This is a genomic window from Roseibium sp. QJM3NY_11 (assembly GCF_056173175.1).
On record NZ_CM149660.1, the window covers coordinates 81484 to 99799 of the forward strand.

Consider the following 18316-nt stretch of genomic DNA (forward strand, 5'->3'; position numbering starts at 1 on the left):
GCCGTTTCCCGGACAGGGGCGCGGCTTTCTCATGGCCGGTCCGTCGCGCTGTCCAGATAGAACCGGTTCAGCCAATCGGCGACCAGCGCCGGCCGCTTTTCTCCCTCGATCTCCACTGTCGAGCGCCACGTGATGTCGACTTCGCCGTCATTCGGCCGTGTCAGACCGGCCAGCACAAACCGCCCGCGCACCCTGGCGCCGGTCGCGACCGGTGCGAGAAAGCGCACCTTGTCGAAGCCGTAATTCACGGCCATCACCGCACCCCGGATTTCCGGCTGGGCTTCCTGGCCCATGGCCGAGAGCAGCGACAGGGTCAGAAAGCCATGCGCGATAGTGCCCCCGAACGGTGTTCGGGAAGCGCGGAGCGGATCGACATGGATGAACTGGTGATCGCCGGTGACCTCCGCGAACGCGTCGATCCGCGCCTGATCGATCGTTCGCCAGGACGACACGCCGACTTCCGTCCCCACCAGAGGCTCAAGGTCTTCCACACGAAGCGGTCCGGCCTGGAGATCCGCCGTCACTCAGTAGGCCTCCTGGAAGAGGTCGGGGCCCGTCTCGACATTGATGCCGCCGCTGATCGGCAGGATCGCGCCCGTCACATAGGCACCGCCCCAACCGCACAGGTATTGCATCGCCGCGGCGATGTCCCCGGGACGGCCGACCCGGCCCAGCGGCACCTGCGCCCCGACGCGGGAGCGCACGTCCTCGTCCGCCGTCGCGAAGGCGGTCATGTTGCTGATGAAGGGGCCGGGGGCCAGCGCATTCACGGTAATCCGCTTGTGCGCAAGTTCCTTGGCAAGGATGCGGGTCAGATGATGCACCGCCGCCTTGGAGGCCGCGTAGCTGTAGGCCCGGTCGCCATGGGCGGTCTCCCCCATCACCGAGCCGACATTGACGACCCGCGCCGGATCGTCGTCACCGGCTGCCGCATCCAGCAACGGCAACAGGCTCTGGGTCAGTTGGAACAGCCCGGTGACGTTGACCCGCATCACCCGCTCCCACGCGGAATGGGGAAATTCACCGAGCGGTGCCCCCCAACTGGTCCCGGCATTGTTCATCAGGATCGGAAGGTTGTCGGTGCGGTCGGCTACTTCACGCGCGAGCGCGGCGACACCGTCCTCGCTCGACACGTCGCCGGCAAACCCTTCCGCCTTTCCGGACCAGCCCAACGCGTTGAGGTCCGCGGCGGCTGCCTGACAGGCTGCGTCCTTGCGGCTGGCGATCAGGACCCGGGCACCGGCCGCCATCAGGCCTTCGGCGGCCATACGGCCGATGCCGGTGGCCCCGCCCGTGACCAGTGCGGTCTTGCCGGCCAGACCGAACAGGGTCTCCGGTGTCACGCGCTGTCCTCCGCGTATTGTTGTCTGAGCATCAGTTTCGAGACCTTGCCCGTTGCCGTCATCGGCAGAGCCTCGACAAAGACGACATCGTCGGGCACCTGCCAGCGGGCGACCCGGTCCTGAAGAAGTCCGAGGATCTCCGCCTTTTGCGGCTGCGCATCCTCCCGCGCCTGAACGATCAGAAGCGGGCGTTCCTCCCATTTGGCATCGGGCACGGCGATCACCGCGCAACTGGCGACGCCCGGATGGGACATCACGATGTTTTCAAGGTCGAGCGAACTGATCCATTCGCCGCCCGACTTGATCAGATCCTTGGACCGGTCGGTGACCGCCAGAAAGCCGTCCGGGTCGATGGTGGCAATGTCACCGGTGCAGAACCAGCCCTCGGCGTCGAACACCGGTTCGGTCGCTTCCGGGTCCTCGTAATAGCCGCTGGTGACGGTGTTGCCCCGCACATAAAGATGTCCCGGCGTGGCGCCGTCATGGGGCAAACGCTTGCCGGCGTCGTCGACGAGCTTCAACTCGACACCGAAGACGCGCCGTCCCTGGCTCTGTTTCCGGTCGATCCGCCTGCCCAGGGGAAGGTCCGCCATGGCTGGCGGCAGATTGCACTGGGTGCCGAGCGGGCTCATTTCCGTCATGCCCCAGGCGTGGCAGACATTGACGCCCTCCGTCTCGAACGCCTCGATCAATGCGCGTGATGCGGCCGACCCGCCGACGACGATATCGCCGAACCCTTCGGGCAGGCGGCCCCGCTGCCTGATCTCGTTCATCAGGCCCATCCAGACCGTGGGCACGCCCCAGGCGGAAAACACCTTTTCCCTGTCCATCAACTTGAACAGGCTGGAGCCGTCCAGCGCAGCGCCCGGAAAGATCAGGCTGGCTCCGGACAGCGGTGCGCCATAAGGCAGTCCCCAGGCATTGACATGAAACAGTGGCACCACCGGGAGGATCCGGGAGCCTTCCTTCAGTGCCTGCGGAATGGTCACGCACATGCCCAGCGCGTGCAGCACCGTGGACCGGTGCGAATAAAGCGTTCCCTTGGGATTGCCTGTCGTGCCGGAGGTGTAACAGAGCCCCGCGGCCCGATCCTCCGGAAAGTCGGGCCAGTCGATTTCGGCAGGCTGGCCGTCCAGAATGTCCTCGTAACACAAGACACCCTCAAGAGAGGTCTCGGGCATATGCGCCCGGTCGGTCATGATCACGATGCGCAGATCCGCCGGAAAATGCGGGCGCAGCTTTTCCAGAGCCGGAACAAAGGTCAGGTCGGCGAACAGGAGCCGGTCCTGCGCATGGTTGACGATATAGATCATCTGTTCCGCGGACAGGCGCGGGTTGATCGTGTGACAGACGGCGCCGATGCCGGAAACCGCATAATAGAGCTCGAAATGACGATAGCCGTTCCAGGCCAGCGTCGCGATCCGGTCGCCGTCGCCCACACCCAGACCGCGCAGGCCGTGGGCAAGCCGGGCGACTCGCCCGGCGGTCTCCCGGTAGGTGGTGCGGTGGATATCGCCTTCCGTGCGCACGGAGACAATTTCCCCGTCCGGATAGGTGTCGGCTGCAAAGGTGATGAGATCCGCGATTTTCAGCGGACGGTGCATCATCATGCCCTTCATGTGTTTCCTCCCAGAACACGGCCGCTTGTTGCGGTCCTTCAAAGGCTTGTACGCAAAGCCTAGCGCGGGCACCCCTGCGTGGAAAGGTCAATTTCCCGGAAACCCTTTGACAGGGACCGGCTCTTGCGCCAAACCCTGCCTCCAGCCGAATGGGATGGCCGGATGGAATGGCCGACTGGAACGATTGAGATCTCCGCATGACCCAGAAACTGGTCATTGCCGTTTGCACCGCGCAACGGCCCAAGATGCTGCAGGCGTGCCTGGAAAGCCTCGACAGGCTGACCGGGCCCGACGCGATGGAAATGGCGATCGTCGTTGTGGAAAACGACGCCGAACCGCATTTCACCGGCACGGCGGCCACGGCGCTGAAAGAGCGGCTGTCGCTTCCCGTCTTCTTTCATCACGAGCCCCGCAAGGGCATTCCGTTCGCCCGGAACCACGCGCTGGAAGCCGCGCTGGAGCACGCCCCGGACTGGATCGCCCTGATCGACGACGACGAGCGCGCCGAGCCGGACTGGATCGAGAAGCTGCTGAACGCCTGCAAGGCCCACGGGGCCGAGGTCGGCAACGGACCTGTGCGGCGGATCTACGAGCAGCCGGCGCCGCACTGGTGGAAATCCCAGCTTCTGAAACCGCGACCGACCGGATCGGTGATCACCGAAGCCCCGACCAACAACGTCCTCCTGAGCGCGCGCATCGTCGCGAAGGACGGGCTTGGCCTCCGGTTCGACGAGCGCCTGACCTTCGGCAGCGAGGACATCGACTTCTTCCGCCGCACCCATGCGGCGGGCGCGAAGATGATCTGGGTGGATGATGCTTTCGTGGAAGAGGATATCCCGGCGTCGCGGGTGACCACCGGGCGCCTGCTCAGCCGCATGCACATGGCCGCGACCTCGGGCGCGTTCAACATCGTGCTCCGGGAAGGCCGTCTCAAGGCGGCCCTGCATTTCATTCCCAAGAGCCTGCGACGGATGATCTTCGGCCTGCTGGCGACCGTCGCCGGTTTCGTGATCAAGCCCTTTTTCCGCAAACGCGGCGAGAAGCTCTATTATTACGGCCTCATCCGGCTGATGAAGGGCTCCGGCAACCTGCGCGGGCTTCTGGGCCGGGCCCATAACTACTACGACGTGATCGATGGCCACTGACCCGCCGGCGAACCTGAAGAAACTTGCCCATATCCACCTGGGCGTCGATGGCGGCGCGGAGCGGTTTCTGGTGCGGCTTTCCGGCGCGCTGGCTCGCAATGGCGTCGACCAGATCGCCTTTATCCGGAAGGACCGGCCCTGGCGGGACGAACTCGCACGGCATTGCGAGGTCCGCGAGCTCAAGTTCAGCCGGTCGCATCTGAAGCGTCACTTCGTGCGCTGGGGTATTTCCCGGCAGATCCACGCTTTCGGCGCCACCGCGACCCTCGGCTGGATGAGCCCGGCCAGCAAATGGCTGCCCAGGCCCGGCTCCTCCATGCGCACCTTCCTGCGCCTGGGTGACTGGCCGGACGGCTTTCACACCTACGGCAATGTCGAGGACCTGATCGGCAACACGCCGGAGATCGTCCGGCAGGCGGTCGAGATGGGCTGGCCCGAGGCGCGGGCGCATGTGATCAGCAATTTCGTCGACCCGCTGCCGGCGGAGCCCGGGCCGGTGTCGCGCGCGGATTACAATACGCCGGAAGACGCCACCGTGCTGATCCATCTGGGCCGTTTCGTTCAGCGCAAGCGCTTCGATCTGGCCATCCGGACAATCGCGCGTCTGCCTGAGCATGTGCATGCCTGGCTGATCGGCGACGGCGACCTCCTGGACGACATGAAGGCACTCGCGAGGGCCGAAGGTGTTGAAAGCCGGGTGCATTTTCTCGGCTGGCAGCGCGATCCCGCGCCCTTCCTGAAAGCCGCCGACATATTGCTTTGCCCGACCGACGCCGAACCGCTCGGAAACATCGTGCTGGAAGGCTGGAACGCCGGGCTGCCCGTGGTGGCGACCGCCTCCCCCGGCCCGAGCTGGCTGATTGACGACGGCAAGAACGGCCTGCTGTCGCCCTGCGGCGATGCCGAGGCCCTGGCGGCCTCTATCGGCCGTGTTCTCGGCTCGCAGGAATTGCGGTCAACGCTGGCGCGCGGCGGACAGGCCAAGCTGAGAGAGCATTACTCGGAGGCCGGCGTCGTGGCGGCCTATGACAGGCTCCTTGCCGGACCGGCGCGGACCTGAAGCAGGCTGCTTTCAGGTCCGCGCTGCCAGCTTGCGCCAGCGCTTCATGGCCTCGCTCTCGCGCATCAAGCCGCAGGCGATCAGTGCATCCGCACCGGTGAACCGGACACTGCCCGGATAGCGCAGCCCCTCTTCCATCAGCCCGTCCATCCGGGAGTTGTAATCGAGATAATGACCGGCATTGTCGGTATGCTGCTTGCGCGCGAGCGCCTCGGTCACCTTGCTCCTGAAATCGTCGAGATACTTGAAATGGAGCAGCACGCCCCAGTCCGGCGCCACCATGACTTGCCTGTCGATGCCGTGAACGCCGCCGGAAAACACGGTGCCGCCCTGCCACTTCAGCAGCGGGACCTTGCTCTGGACCGCGGCCGGGCTCGGCAGCGCGTTCTTGACCAGCTTGAACAGGAGATGGTCGCGCTTGCGGCCCGGCCGGGTTTCGGGCGCCCTGGCGTGCAGTGAAAACACGGTCGACAGGAGCAGCCGGTCCAGCGCGTTTGCCGGCCGCTTGGCCTGCTGGTGAAACAGGCGCTCGCGCGTGCCGCCAAAGACATGCCTTGCCGGTGTCCTGTAGCGCTTGCCGTGACTGCCTTTCAAGGGATTGTAGCGATAGCCGTCACCGTCGAACCACGGACAGGCGTCCTCAAAACTGTCGCCCGCCCGGTAGGACAGATCCTTCAGCGGCCCCTCCGGATACATGTCCACCATCGGCGTGAACAACGCCCGGTAGCCGCTCTGGTCCAGATATCCGGCGAGCGCGTCGATCGACAGCTCCGGCCAGCCCGGATAGACGAGCAGTTCGTCGACATCGGGGAAGACCACCCAGCGGTCCTGAAGATAGCGGTCGCAGATCAGTTGCCGCCAGACGGACTTGTAGTCCCTGTAGGGGTTGGCCGTCCTTATGACGCTGATGTCGGCCTGCCCATCCAGCAGCGCGGCGGTGCCGTCGTTTGACATGTTGTCGACCACGATGAAGTGCCGCACCCCCAAAGCCCTGTAGTGCTTCAGGAAATGAGGAAACCGCAAGGCTTCGTTGTAAGCCAGGATGACCGCGACGACGCCGTCTCCCGGCAGGGTCAACCGGTCCGCGGCGCGGGTGCCGAATGCTTCGGTGATCTGTTCACTGAGCGTCATCACCGCCACGCCGCCTTCGGTTCGAGGTTGGGTCCCATTCAGGTATCCGCAAAAAACACGTTCTTCGACGCCGGTGTGTCGAAGTCGAAACCGAACCGCTCGATGTCCGCCGCATACCAGTCGGCAACGATCCGGATGGTCCTGTCAGTGTAGAGGTCGCGGTAATCCGCGCGCGAACTGGTGCTGGTATTGCGCCGTTCCAGCGCGCCGGAAAAACCGAGATAGGTCTGCATTTCCGAACTGAGCCGCTCCTGCCTCAGGATGTCGACGGCGATGCCGCCCGTCTCATCGGTCACATAATCCGTCTGCGGGTACCAGCCGGAGACGGCCCGGTGCCAGAAATAGGGTTCCCCCGCCCATTTGAAGCGTTCTTCCAGGAAGAGCTCGAATTCGGCGGGCGAACAGTCCGGCCTTGCATCCTGGTAGGGCCGCGTCTGCAGGGCGAACTTGAAGCGCGAGACCGTGCGCGACCAGGGATTGCGGACAATCGCGAATGCATTCGTGGCCTTGCGGACCGACATGTCGACATCGCGCAGCCTGGCGTGCTCGTAGCCCGGGTTGCGGCCTGTTCCGCCCATATGCTGCTTGAGGCCGTCCGCATAGGCCTTGCTCCTGAGCCGGCGCCGGTTGGCGATCACCAGCCGGCCCTGCAACTGGGGGGCTTCCCGGATTGCCATGCCGCCATTCTTGGGGATGTGAATGAACAGATGTTTCCTGGGCGCAAGGCCAAGCCGCGCCGGCGCGAACTTGAGAAAGTTCCTGATCTGATATTCGTCCATGCTTTCCAGTCCGCACACAGCATCGCCCACCGGCGGTCCGCAGGTGCCTTAACCGAAACCTTTCGGCCTGTCCAATCGGCGGCTCGCCGGTGCCCGCAAAGATACGCCGTACCGGCCGGCGCTCTCCCGGCGAACCAGGACTGCGGGCCTCCAGTTCGATCTCATCATCCGGTCAGATCGTTCGAATATCCCAGCTGGGCGAAGTCGTTCTGATAGATCCGGCGCACGAGATCGACAGCTGCCGGGTCATAGAACATGTTCAGTTTTTCCTTTGCCGCCGTTATCTTGTTCTTCTGCCTGCGCTCGACGGGATGAGGGCTCTTGAAGCTTTCGCCGTCGACCTGGATTCCGCTGATTTTTCCGATGAACGGCGGCAGCTCTTCCGGCAGGTTTTCCAGCCTGGCAACCAGAGAAAAAGACTTTACCGGCTTGTACATCAACCGCGTCTGCGGCCAGAAATGCCGGTTCAGGTCCTCCCGGTTTTCGGCGACCTGCCGCAGGAAATGCACAAACCCGTCCGGATTGGCCTGCCCATAACCGGCGTATCCGGCAAAGCGTGGCACGACGCCGCCACCGACCTTGTCCAGAAAAGCCGAAAGCGCGCGTTCGAACGGATCCCTGACGACGACGAGGGAATGGTACGACCTCAACTCGACGAGTTGGGGAAGGGACATGAGGCCCGGCCTGAGCAGCCTGTCCTTCAAATCCTCCGGCGTGTCGAAGTCGCCATAGCCGCACAGTTTCGCGAAATACAGGCAGATGCTCGAGTTGCCGGATTTCTTGATGCGATTGAAAGACAGCTTCAGTTCCGGAAAAACGGCAACGCTGTCCCGGTGGAAGAAATTCTTGGTGTTGTAGCCCTGGCCGGCAAAGATCACCCGCTTGGAAAGCGAGACCTTGATCCTTCGCCGTGTCGCCTTGGAAACCGGCAGCATCTGGCAGCACCCTCTTTCGCCCGGAACACTTGAACGGATACTGCCTTTTCACGCTCTACCTCAGGCGTCAACCCTCCGGCCGGCCGCAATCCCCCAGCGCCCGGTCCACGCCGCCGCTCCGCCTCACCGCCGCGATTGGCCGGGGCCGATTGTGCCCCGGAATTCAGCCGTTGACGGACGCACGGAGACTGACCAAAGTAAAAAGAGACTCATTTCGAAAGGGAATCCAAATCACGATTCACACAAATTCAGCCAAGAGGCTTTTCAATTGATTAATCGTAACGTATTGATTCTTTTCCCTATTTATAATGGCGAAGCAACGATGACAAAAAGTCTCGACTGTATCGCCAATCAGGATTTCAAAAATTTCAAGACGGTGATCGTCGACAACAAATCGACAGATCGCACCGGCGATATTGCCCGAAATTATTGCGAGATGGACGACAGGTTCGAGGTCCTCACCCAGGACGTGCATCTATCCGCCGTGGACAATTTCATCTTCTGCATGAGATACGGACGGGACCATGCGGACTACTTCTGCCTGCGGGCCTGCGACGACTTTTCGAGCCTGAACTACCTGTCGGCCCTTGTCGGGGCGCTGGACAACCATCCGGACAAGCTTCTGGCCGCTCCCACGGTGCGGCGGGTGAACAACGGCAAGGAGCGGGTGCTGCACCCGGATCCGATCATCTTCGGATACCCCGCAACGCTGCGAAGGGGCATTGTTCCACGCAGCCTCGCCTTCCCCTCGGAGTGGTGTTACGGCCTCGTCCGCTCGGAAGGTGGCGCGGAAATCCTGATCCGGCGCTGGAGCGAATACCCCTATGCCTGGTGCGTGGCGTCTTACGTCGTCTCGGAATTCGTGATGCGCGACCTCGCGGTCTGGGTCGAGGACGCCGAATTCGTCTTCATGGAAGGGTCCGGGTCGTTCGAGAAGTACGGTGCCAGGACCTTCCTCGGCAAGCTCCGTCAGCGTCTCGCCTACAGTCTCGGCTGTTACCGGGTTGTCGAAAAGCTGCCGGGGGTTTCCCTGTCAACGCGGTTCAAGCTGTTCCGGCGGCTGTGGCGCGATTCCCGTATGAAGACCCGCTACGACCTGGAAGACCATCTGCTCCGGGTCCTGAGGCTGAGACGGTAGCATCATGATGACACCTCCACTCAAGGCACGCTTCGGGCAAGCCCGTCACCGAACAATCAGGTCTGGTGCCGTCCGCACCATTGCGACCGAACCGGGGGACACATGAAGGCGGTCATTCTTGCAGGCGGACTTGGCACACGGATCAGCGAGGAATCGCATCTGAAACCCAAGCCGATGATCGAGATCGGCGGCCGGCCCATCCTCTGGCACATCATGAAGATCTTTGCCGCGAACGGGATCTCCGATTTTGTCATCTGCTGCGGTTACAAGGGCTATGTGATCAAGGAATATTTCGCCAACTATTTCCTGCACATGTCCGACGTGACCTTCCACATGGACGAGAACCGGATGGAGGTTCACCGCCACCTGGCCGAACCGTGGAAGGTCACGCTTGTCGATACCGGCGAGGCCACGATGACGGGTGGCCGCGTCAAACGGGTGGCGGATCATATCGACGACACGTTCTGCCTGACCTATGGCGACGGCGTCGCCGATATCGACATCGGCGAGCTGGTGGCCCGGCACAGGGCGGGCGGCCTTGAAGCCACCGTCACCGCGATCCAGCCGCCCGGCCGTTTCGGTGCCCTCGCGATCGACGACGACCGCGTCACCCGGTTCCTGGAAAAACCACAGGGAGATGGCCAATGGATCAACGGCGGTTTCTTCGTCTGCGAACCGTCCGTCCTGTCGCGGATCGCCGGCGACGAGATCCCCTGGGAAGCCGGACCGCTGGAAAGCCTCGCCCGGGACGGTCAGCTGGGGGTTTACCGGCATGCCGGTTTCTGGGCGGCCATGGACACGCTCCGCGACAAGAACCAGCTCGAGCGCCTTTGGCAATCCGGCGACGCGCCGTGGAAGGTCTGGTAGGCGGATGAGCTTCTGGAAAGACAAGAAGGTCCTGATCACAGGCCACACCGGCTTCAAGGGCGCGTGGCTAAGCGAACTGCTGATCGGCCGGGAAGCCGAGGTTTGCGGCATTGCGCTCCCCCCGGAAGGCAAGAACAGCCTGTTTACGCAGCTTTCCCTCGACACCAGGATGGCGGGAACGTTCCTCGACATCCGGGACGCTGCTGCCCTGGAACGCGCGGTCACGGACTTTTCGCCCGACTTCGTCCTGCATCTCGCCGCGCAGGCGCTGGTGCGCCGCTCGTACCGGGACCCGGCGGGCACCTGGGCCACCAATGTCATGGGAACCGTGCATCTGCTCGATGCCCTGCGCAGGCTCGAGCGCCCGGTGACGGCCGTGATCGTCACCACGGACAAGGTCTACGAGAACAACGAATGGGCCTATGCCTACCGGGAAAACGATCCTCTGGGTGGCCACGATCCCTATTCCGCCTCCAAAGCGGCGTGCGAGCTTGCCGCCGCAAGCTGGCGGCGTTCCTTCGGCAACGCGCAGTTCAAGATCGCCACAGCGCGGGCGGGCAATGTTATCGGGGGCGGCGATTGGGCCGAAGACCGCCTGGTCCCGGACATCATCCGGGCGCTCGGGTCGGGCAGATCCGTCGAGATCCGCAACCCGGCGTCGATCCGGCCGTGGCAGCACGTGCTTGATCCGCTGCACGGTTATCTGACACTCGCCGAACAGATGCACACGGGTTCGGACGGCCGGTTCCAGTCCGGCTACAATTTCGGGCCGGAACCCGCCGATGTGCATTCGGTCGGCACCCTTGCCGAGACGATCCTCAAACATTGGCCGGGAAGCTGGACCGACGCCTCCGATCCGGATGCCGTACATGAGGCCGGACGACTGTCGCTCTCGATCGACAAGGCGCGCTGCGACCTTGGCTGGGCACCCGTCTGGCGGTTCGAGGACGCGGTGGAAAAAACAATCGACTGGTACCGCCTTGTCGATGGCGGCGCCGATCCCGCCCGGCTAACCCGCGACCAGATCGCCGCTTTCGAGGCCGCCGCATGAAATTCACGCCGCTTCCCCTGACCGGTGCCTTCCGGATCGATCTGGAACGGCGCGGCGACAGCCGCGGTTCGTTCGCCCGCATGTTCTGCCGCGAAGAGTTCCACCAGTTCGGCCTGAACGAGATCTGGTCCCAGTGCAATGTCTCTCACAGTGTCCGGAAAGGCACGCTGCGCGGCCTGCATTTCCAGCGGCCTCCGAAAGCCGATGCCAAGCTGGTGAAATGCATGGCCGGTGCGGTCTTCGATGCGATTGTCGATCTCCGTGCCGGGTCGGACACCTTCGGACGCTGGACCTCCCAGACCCTCAGCGCTGAAAACGGCGAGATGATCTACATCCCCGCCGGCTTTGCCCACGGCTTCCAGACGCTCACCGACAACGCCGAGCTGCTCTATTTTCATTCGCACAGCTACGGCCCTGAATGCGAAGGCGGCCTCCTTTTCAGCGATCCCGATATCGGCATCACCTGGCCACTGGAGGTCACCAGCATATCGGACCGCGACCGGAGCCTCCCGCCCCTTGCCGAGGTGGAGCCGATCTCATGACTCAAACCTGCCGCCATTGCGGAAACACCCTGACCCGGCAATTCCTGGACCTCGGCTACGCGCCTCCGTCGAACGCCTATCTCTCTCCGGAGGACCTGTCGGCACCCGAAGTGACCTACCCGCTGCGCCTGATGGTCTGTGAGACCTGTTTTCTGGTCCAGACACAGGATTATGCAGACGCGGGCAGCCTGTTCGACAAGGACTATGCCTATTTCTCCTCGACGTCGAAGAGCTGGCTGGCCCATGCTGCCGCCTATGCGGACATGATTTCGCAGCGCCTGAACCTGACCGGCGCGAGCCACGTGGTCGAAGTGGCCTCCAACGACGGCTATCTCCTGAAGAATTTCGCTGCGGCCGGCATCCCCTGTCTCGGCATCGAACCGACGGCCTCCACCGCCGAAGCCGCCAGAACACTCGGCATTCCCGTGGAGCAGGCGTTTTTCGGGCATCGTCTGGCGGACTCGCTGTCGGCTGCGGGAAAATCAGCCGATCTGATCGTCGGCAACAACGTCTATGCCCATGTCCCGGACATCAACGACTTCACCAACGGCCTCGCCGGGCTGCTGAAGCCGGAAGGCGTGATTACCCTGGAGTTTCCGCATCTGATGCGCCTGGTCGAATTCTGCCAGTTCGACACGGTCTATCACGAGCATTTTTCCTATCTTTCCTTCGGCACCGTGGTCCGTCTGTTCGACGCCGCCGGCCTCAGGATCTTCGACGTGGAGGAACTGGCGACCCATGGCGGCAGCCTGAGGATCTATGGCTGTCTGAAGGCGTCCGGTCACGAGGAAACCCCTGCGGTCATCGGCCTGCTGACCGAGGAAAAGCGCCGGGGCATGGAAACCACGGCCTATTACGCCGGTTTCCAGCGCCGCGCCGAAGAGGTCAAGAACCGGTTCCTGGCGTTTCTTCTGGAAGCCCGCAGGGACGGCAAGACCATCGCCGGCTATGGCGCTGCGGCCAAAGGCAACACGCTGCTGAACTTTTCCGGTGTGCGGCCCGACCTGCTGCCCTTTGTCTGTGACGCCGCGCTGTCGAAACAGGGAAAATTCCTGCCCGGCAGCCATATTCCGGTCTTGCCGCCCGAGACCCTCAAGGACCACAGACCGGACTATCTGATCATTCTGCCCTGGAACATCGCCGACGAGATCCGCAGGCAGAATGCGGAGCTTGCCGAGAAGGGCACACAGTTCGTAACCTTCATTCCCGAAACCCGTGTCCTGGGCGATCCCGCATGACCCTGGAGTTCGACGCAACCGCGCGTATTTCAAAGCTGGCCGACATCGAAGACAGTGTGCGCGGTACGCTCATTCGCATCGGTGCACGCTCGGTCATCGACAGTTTCGTCAAGATCAAGCCGGCGGGCGGATCCGGCGATGTTGTCATCGGCGCCGACGTCACGCTCAATTCGGGCTGCGTGATCTACACCGGACACGGCCTGACAATCGGCGACAATGTCGCCATCGCGGCGAACTGCACGTTCGCCCCGGTCAACCATGCGTTTCAGGACCGGCACCGGCTGATCAGGGAGCAGGGCTTCCAGCCCAGCCGGGGCGGCATCCTCATCGGTGACGATGTCTGGATCGGTGCGAACTGTGTTTTCCTGGACGGCGCCGTCGTCAACACCGGTTGCGTCATCGCCGCGGGAAGCGTGGTGAAAGAAGAGGTACCGGCCTATTCGGTCATGGCCGGTAATCCCCTGCGCAGGATCGGAACCCGGTCATGAAGGCCACGGTCTTGGGCTCAAGCGGCTTCATAGGTCGCAACCTTGCCGCCCATCTCCGTGACATCGGTTACGTGGTCGCCACCCCCGACCGCGAAGCACTCGGCGATCCGCACGGCCATCTGGGTCACGTCTTCTACTGCATCGGCATGACCGGCAACTTCCGTGACAGACCCCTTGCCACCGTCGAAGCCCACGCCGGACTGCTGGCCAGGCTGCTGGAGCGTGCCGAGTTCAGTTCGTTCATCTATTTTTCCAGCACGCGGATCTACGCGCAGGCCGGTCCGGAGGAGACAATCGAAGATGCCCCGATCCAGGTGCAGCCATCGGCCGACACCACCTACGACCTGTCCAAGCTGCTGGGCGAAGCGCTCTGCATGTCGCTTGAACAGCCCGCCGTCAAGGTGATCCGGCTGTCCAACGTCTACGGTCCGGACCAGAGCAAGGCCACCTTCCTGGGCTCGCTTGTCGAGGACCTTGCCAGGACCGGGCACGCGGTGATCCGCGAAGCTCCGGACTCCTCAAAGGACTATGTATCCATTTCCGATGTCGTCACCCTCGCGGAAAGGATCGCGCGCGACGGCCGCCACCGGACCTACAATTTGGCAAGCGGGCAGCCGGTCCGGCATATCGACCTTGCCGAGGCCGCCGGCGCTGCGGGCGTCTCCTGCACATTCGCACCGGGCGGTGCCTGCAGGACCTTTCCGGCGATCAACATCACCAGGCTCCAGAACGAATTCGCATTCTCGCCGCGTTCCGTGCTCGACGACCTGCCGGCATTGCTGCGCGCGGCCGGACACAACGCGGCCAATTCAGAGGCACACACATGAACGACACAAGCGACCCGATCCGCGGCTTCGAGGCGGAACGAACGGACCGGATTTCCGCCTATGGCGACCAGCGCGGCTGGCAGGCCTCGTCCCTGGACTGGCTGAAGACCGCGTTCGACCGGAAGTACATGTACAATTTCGCCTGGGGCGGACGGCCGATCATCCAGTTGCCGACCGACATGGCCGTGTTTCAGGAAATCGTCTGGGCCACCAGGCCGGACCTGATCATCGAGACCGGCATCGCCCATGGCGGGTCGCTGGTGATGAGCGCTTCGCTGCTGGCCATGCTCGACTATTGCGACGCGGTGGAAAGCGGCGGCGTGGTCGACCCGAAGACCGCCGGGCGGCGTGTTCTCGGGATCGACATCGACATCCGGGCGCACAACAGGCAGGCCATCAAGGCCCACCCGATGTCCACCAAGATCGACATGTTCGAAGGGTCCTCGATCGAAGAACCCATGATCCGCCGGGTCCATGACCACGCGCGCACCTTCGAACGCGTGCTGGTCTGCCTGGACAGCAACCACACCCACGATCATGTGCTGGCCGAATTGAACGCCTATGCGTCACTCGCCTCCCGGGACAGCTACTGCCTCGTCTTCGACACCGTGATCGAGGATCTGCCGGAAGGGACCTTCCCAGACCGGCCCTGGGCACCGGGCAACAATGCCAAGACCGCCGTGCATGAATTCCTGAAGACCCATCCGGAATTCGAGATCGATCAGGAGATCAACAACAAGCTGCTGATTTCCGCCGCTCCCGACGGCTGGCTGAAGCGGGTTAAATAACCGCCTGCCCCTGCCCGCCGGACAATCCCGGCCGAAGTCAGCGCCTGAGGTCGATCTGGTTTTGGCGGATGCCGATCTGCCAGGACGTGCCGGTCATCGGCTCGCCGTCCAGGTTGAACTGCACCGGTTCGGAGGTTTCGATGGTGATGTTGCGGACACGCCGCTGGACCAGCCCTGCTTCCAGGCCTTCGACCCCGTTCTCCAGAAGCGTCGACAGAAGGTCGAGCACCGTTTCGCTGGCGGCGTATGGAACGATGGTCAGGTCGAGAAAACCGTCGTCGAGCTTGGCACGGGGGCAGAGCCGGATGCCGCCGCCGGCCCGCCGGCCGTTGCCGATGGCAAGGGCCAGGAAGGACCCCTCCCATTCGAAATCCTCCGCTTCCACCCGCGCTTCACACGCGGCCAGTTCGGAAAACCGGTGCAGTCCGGTGAACAGATAGGCGGCCCCGCCAAGCACGCGCTTGAGATTCGGATCGGTCTGCGCGGTCACCTTTGTTCCGAAACCGCCCGTTGCCATGTTGACGAAAACCTGGCCGTTGACCTCGCCCACATCCGTCGGTTTCGCCGATGCCCTTGCGGCAAAGCGCAGACACCCGGGAATGTCCGAGGGATCAAGCTTGATGTGATGGGCAAAATCATTGGCGGTGCCGAGCGGCAGCACGGCAAAGGCAAAAGGCGGTTTTTCAGCACCTGGCATCAGGCGCAGGACTTCGTCGACCACCTCGTGCACGGTGCCGTCGCCGCCGGCGGCGACCAGCGTGTCGATCCTGGTGTCAGCATGGTCGGCCAGGGCTTCTGCGGCGAGCCGGGCAACGTCACCGGCTTCATAGGTCACCCGGACGGACACGTCATGGCCCATGTCGCGGACCGCCGCAACGGCTGTGCGGACATCCTTCCTGTCGGAGGACTTGCCATTCAGGATCAGGCGCAAGTGCTGTTTTTCCAATACCTTCGTCCTTGTTGCAGATCAGCCCGGCAGCATGGTTTCACGGCCGGCGCGGGCGGATCTTGCCTCTTCCATCAGCCACTTTCGAAAGGCCGACACGACGGGCCTCATGGTCCGTCCTTCCGGGTAAACGAAATAATAGGCAGTCTGTTGCGCAAGGGACAGATCAAATAGTCTGACCAGGCGGCCCGAGGCGAGTTCAGCCTCCACAAAGAAGCGCGGGATCAACGCCGCGCCCGCATGGTGGATCGCGGCTTCCGAGATCATGACGAACTGTTCAAAGCGCGCGCCCTGAAAAGCCGCATCCGTTTCGACGCCCGCCAGATCGAACCATTGGCGCCAGGAGAGCGGCCTCGTTGCGAGCTGAAGACGGGGCACCCGCGCAAGATCGGCCGGCTTGCGTATCTGGTGCCGGTCCCGGAACGCACGCGACGCCACCGGGATGACCTCCTCGTCGAACAGGCGTTCGGCGATCGCGCCCGCCCAGACCGGATCGCCATGGTGAATGGCGCCGTCGAAGGGTTCCTCGTCAAAGTCGAAGGGCTGCAGGCGCACGCTCAGGTTCAGGCCGGCATCCGGAAACCGGCGCGCGAAATCGGCAAGCCTGGGCGCCAGCCAGCGGGTGCCGAAGGTCGGCAGCACGGCCAGGTTCAGGACATCGGCACTGCCGGCGTAGGACATGACCTGGCGGGTCGCCGAGGTCATCTGCTCCAGCGCGCCCCGGATGTCGTGCAGATAGATCCGCCCTGCGTCGGTCAGGACGATGCGCTGACGGACGCGGCGGAACAGCTCGACCCCGAGCCGGTCCTCCAGATGGCGGACCTGCTTGGAGACCGCGCCTTGCGTCAGGTGCAGTTCTTCCGCCGCGCGCGTGAAACTCAGGTGCCGAGCGGCACATTCGAAAGCGATCAGAGTATCGGCAGGCGGGACAAAGGCGCGGCGCATGTTTTCCATCCAGTTCATTCCAATTTGGCATGAACGATGGCGGAGCTTTCGCTTTTCCGCAAATGAAATTCCGGCAAGACTGGAGAAAACAGAATGACTGGCAGCCAGATACGGCTGCGATCCAAGGGCCTGGATTCAGAAGGCTTCGGGAGACACGATCATGAACGCACCCGCGAAAATCAAATCCTCGCCCGCAGGCGGCGGCACGTTCGACTGGCAGGATCCGTTCCATCTGCGCGACCAGTTGCAGGAAGACGAACAGCTCATCCAGGACACCGCCCGCGCCTATGCGCGCGACAAGCTGCTGCCGCGCGTCATCGACGCATACCGCGAGGAAAAGACCGACCGGACGATCTTCAACGAGATGGGCGAACTCGGCCTTTTGGGCATCACCCTGCCGGAAGATTATGGTTGCGCCGGTGCTTCCTACGTTTCCTATGGTGTGGTGGCCCGCGAGATCGAGCGGATCGACAGCGGCTACCGCTCCATGATGAGCGTGCAGTCCTCGCTGGTGATGTATCCGATCCATGCCTACGGCTCGGAAGAGCAGCGGACGAAATACCTGCCGAAACTGGCAAGCGGAGAATTTGTCGGCTGCTTCGGCCTCACCGAACCGGATGCCGGCTCCGATCCGGCGGGCATGCGCACCCGCGCGGAAAAGATCGACGGCGGCTACCGGCTCACCGGCTCGAAAATGTGGATTTCCAACTCGCCGATTGCGGACGTGTTCGTGGTCTGGGCGAAATCGGAAGCCCATGACGGGGCCATCCGCGGTTTTGTGCTCGACAAGGGCATGAAGGGTCTCACGGCCCCGAAGATTGGTGGCAAGCTGTCGCTGCGCGCCTCGATCACGGGAGAGATCGTGATGGACCGCGTCGAAGTGGGAGAGGACGCGCTGCTGCCGAACGTGTCCGGCCTGAAAGGCCCGTTCGGCTGCCTCAACCGGGCGCGCTACGGCATCGCCTGGGGCGCCATGGGTGCCGCGGAGGACTGCTGGATGCGGTCCCGCCAATACGGCCTCGACCGGGAACAGTTCGGCCGCCCGCTGGCCCAGACCCAGTTGTTTCAGAAGAAACTTGCCGACATGCAGACCGACATCACGCTCGGCCTGCAGGCGGCGCTCCGGGTCGGACAGCTGTTCGACGCCGGCAAGGCGGCACCTGAAATGATCTCGATGATCAAGCGCAACAATTGCGGCAAGGCCCTGGACATCGCCCGGCAGGCCCGCGACATGCACGGCGGCAACGGCATCCAGGAGGAGTATCATGTCATGCGGCACGCCCAGAACCTGGAAACCGTCAACACCTACGAGGGCACCCACGACGTCCATGCGCTGATCCTCGGCCGCGCCCAGACCGGCCTGCAGGCGTTTTTCTAGAACGCCTCCGGCACGTCCTCACCGGCGGGCGGCACGGCCGCCCGTCCCGTCTTGCACTCAACAGCGAATCCGGCGCGGCGCCGGCGCCACCCGATC

At 63.4% G+C, this 18316-nt stretch carries 19 protein-coding genes; 11 read left to right on the forward strand and 8 right to left on the reverse strand.

The annotated features are described in order from the left end of the window. Positions 1 to 29: 29 nt before the first annotated feature. From AC0VX3_RS00330 to AC0VX3_RS00340, 3 genes are read right to left on the reverse strand one after another with little or no spacing between them, the layout of a single operon-like run. The gene (locus AC0VX3_RS00330; protein WP_475523057.1) at positions 30 to 524 is read right to left on the reverse strand and encodes a MaoC family dehydratase; all 495 of its coding nucleotides are present in this window, start codon (positions 522 to 524) and stop codon (positions 30 to 32) included. Then, positions 525 to 1343 carry an SDR family NAD(P)-dependent oxidoreductase gene (locus AC0VX3_RS00335; protein WP_475523058.1) on the reverse strand — a complete coding sequence of 273 codons (819 nt, stop codon included), beginning with the start codon at positions 1341 to 1343 and terminating at the stop codon, positions 525 to 527. After that, positions 1340 to 2962 (reverse strand): long-chain fatty acid--CoA ligase, encoded by a 1623-nt coding sequence (locus AC0VX3_RS00340; protein WP_475523059.1) that lies wholly within the window; start codon positions 2960 to 2962, stop codon positions 1340 to 1342. The genes AC0VX3_RS00335 and AC0VX3_RS00340 overlap by 4 nt, the downstream gene beginning before the upstream one ends. A 197-nt stretch (positions 2963 to 3159) precedes the next feature. On the opposite strand from AC0VX3_RS00340, the gene AC0VX3_RS00345 reads away from it, so the two are divergent. Next, positions 3160 to 4107 carry a glycosyltransferase family 2 protein gene (locus AC0VX3_RS00345; RefSeq protein ID WP_475523060.1) on the forward strand — a complete coding sequence of 316 codons (948 nt, stop codon included), beginning with the start codon at positions 3160 to 3162 and terminating at the stop codon, positions 4105 to 4107. Further along, positions 4097 to 5167 carry a glycosyltransferase gene (locus AC0VX3_RS00350; RefSeq protein WP_475523061.1) on the forward strand — a complete coding sequence of 357 codons (1071 nt, stop codon included), beginning with the start codon at positions 4097 to 4099 and terminating at the stop codon, positions 5165 to 5167. Before AC0VX3_RS00345 ends, AC0VX3_RS00350 begins: the two co-directional genes overlap by 11 nt. Before the next feature lie 12 nt (positions 5168 to 5179). Here the strand turns inward: AC0VX3_RS00350 and AC0VX3_RS00355 are convergent, their stop codons facing one another. The 3 genes from AC0VX3_RS00355 to AC0VX3_RS00365 form a co-directional block, all read right to left on the reverse strand. Beyond that, positions 5180 to 6298 (reverse strand): glycosyltransferase family 2 protein, encoded by a 1119-nt coding sequence (locus AC0VX3_RS00355; RefSeq protein ID WP_475523062.1) that lies wholly within the window; start codon positions 6296 to 6298, stop codon positions 5180 to 5182. Positions 6299 to 6336: 38 nt separating this feature from the next. Next, positions 6337 to 7077, reverse strand: a complete 741-nt coding sequence (locus AC0VX3_RS00360; protein WP_475523063.1) for a sulfotransferase family 2 domain-containing protein — start codon at positions 7075 to 7077, stop codon at positions 6337 to 6339. 164 nt (positions 7078 to 7241) lie between these two features. Further along, the gene (locus AC0VX3_RS00365; RefSeq protein WP_475523064.1) at positions 7242 to 8012 is read right to left on the reverse strand and encodes a sulfotransferase family protein; all 771 of its coding nucleotides are present in this window, start codon (positions 8010 to 8012) and stop codon (positions 7242 to 7244) included. Between the two features lie 286 nt (positions 8013 to 8298). Here AC0VX3_RS00365 and AC0VX3_RS00370 point away from each other — a divergent pair, with 286 nt between their 5' ends. The 8 genes from AC0VX3_RS00370 to AC0VX3_RS00405 all read left to right on the forward strand — a co-directional run bounded on the left by AC0VX3_RS00370 (position 8299) and on the right by AC0VX3_RS00405 (position 14951). Continuing rightward, entirely contained in the window at positions 8299 to 9150 is an 852-nt protein-coding gene (locus tag AC0VX3_RS00370; RefSeq protein ID WP_475523065.1) for a glycosyltransferase family 2 protein, read from the forward strand. Positions 9151 to 9252: 102 nt separating this feature from the next. Next, positions 9253 to 10017 (forward strand): glucose-1-phosphate cytidylyltransferase, encoded by a 765-nt coding sequence (rfbF, locus tag AC0VX3_RS00375; RefSeq protein ID WP_475523066.1) that lies wholly within the window; start codon positions 9253 to 9255, stop codon positions 10015 to 10017. A gap of 4 nt (positions 10018 to 10021) precedes the next feature. Next, on the forward strand, positions 10022 to 11068 hold the full coding sequence (gene rfbG, locus AC0VX3_RS00380) for a CDP-glucose 4,6-dehydratase (RefSeq protein ID WP_475523067.1): 1047 nt from the start codon (positions 10022 to 10024) through the stop codon (positions 11066 to 11068). Beyond that, positions 11065 to 11610 (forward strand): dTDP-4-dehydrorhamnose 3,5-epimerase, encoded by a 546-nt coding sequence (rfbC, locus tag AC0VX3_RS00385; RefSeq protein WP_475523068.1) that lies wholly within the window; start codon positions 11065 to 11067, stop codon positions 11608 to 11610. Before rfbG ends, rfbC begins: the two co-directional genes overlap by 4 nt. Then, positions 11607 to 12848, forward strand: coding sequence for a methyltransferase domain-containing protein (locus tag AC0VX3_RS00390; RefSeq protein ID WP_475523069.1), 1242 nt, complete (start codon positions 11607 to 11609; stop codon positions 12846 to 12848). The genes rfbC and AC0VX3_RS00390 overlap by 4 nt, the downstream gene beginning before the upstream one ends. Continuing rightward, positions 12845 to 13336 (forward strand): acyltransferase, encoded by a 492-nt coding sequence (locus tag AC0VX3_RS00395; RefSeq protein WP_348142817.1) that lies wholly within the window; start codon positions 12845 to 12847, stop codon positions 13334 to 13336. Before AC0VX3_RS00390 ends, AC0VX3_RS00395 begins: the two co-directional genes overlap by 4 nt. Next, entirely contained in the window at positions 13333 to 14163 is an 831-nt protein-coding gene (locus tag AC0VX3_RS00400; RefSeq protein ID WP_475523070.1) for an NAD-dependent epimerase/dehydratase family protein, read from the forward strand. The genes AC0VX3_RS00395 and AC0VX3_RS00400 overlap by 4 nt, the downstream gene beginning before the upstream one ends. Then, positions 14160 to 14951: a cephalosporin hydroxylase family protein gene (locus AC0VX3_RS00405; RefSeq protein ID WP_475523071.1), complete on the forward strand. Its 792-nt coding sequence runs from the start codon at positions 14160 to 14162 to the stop codon at positions 14949 to 14951. Before AC0VX3_RS00400 ends, AC0VX3_RS00405 begins: the two co-directional genes overlap by 4 nt. A 37-nt stretch (positions 14952 to 14988) precedes the next feature. On the opposite strand, the gene yegS is transcribed toward AC0VX3_RS00405, so the two are convergent. Continuing rightward, a complete protein-coding gene (gene yegS / locus AC0VX3_RS00410) occupies positions 14989 to 15897 on the reverse strand; it encodes a lipid kinase YegS (RefSeq protein ID WP_475523072.1) in 909 nt (302 codons plus the stop codon). A 21-nt stretch (positions 15898 to 15918) separates the two neighbouring features. Next, entirely contained in the window at positions 15919 to 16842 is a 924-nt protein-coding gene (gcvA, locus tag AC0VX3_RS00415) for a transcriptional regulator GcvA (RefSeq protein WP_342891858.1), read from the reverse strand. 160 nt (positions 16843 to 17002) lie between these two features. Between gcvA and AC0VX3_RS00420 the strand changes: the two genes are divergently transcribed. After that, on the forward strand, positions 17003 to 18220 hold the full coding sequence (locus AC0VX3_RS00420) for an acyl-CoA dehydrogenase (protein ID WP_475523073.1): 1218 nt from the start codon (positions 17003 to 17005) through the stop codon (positions 18218 to 18220). Positions 18221 to 18316: the final 96 nt, after the last annotated feature.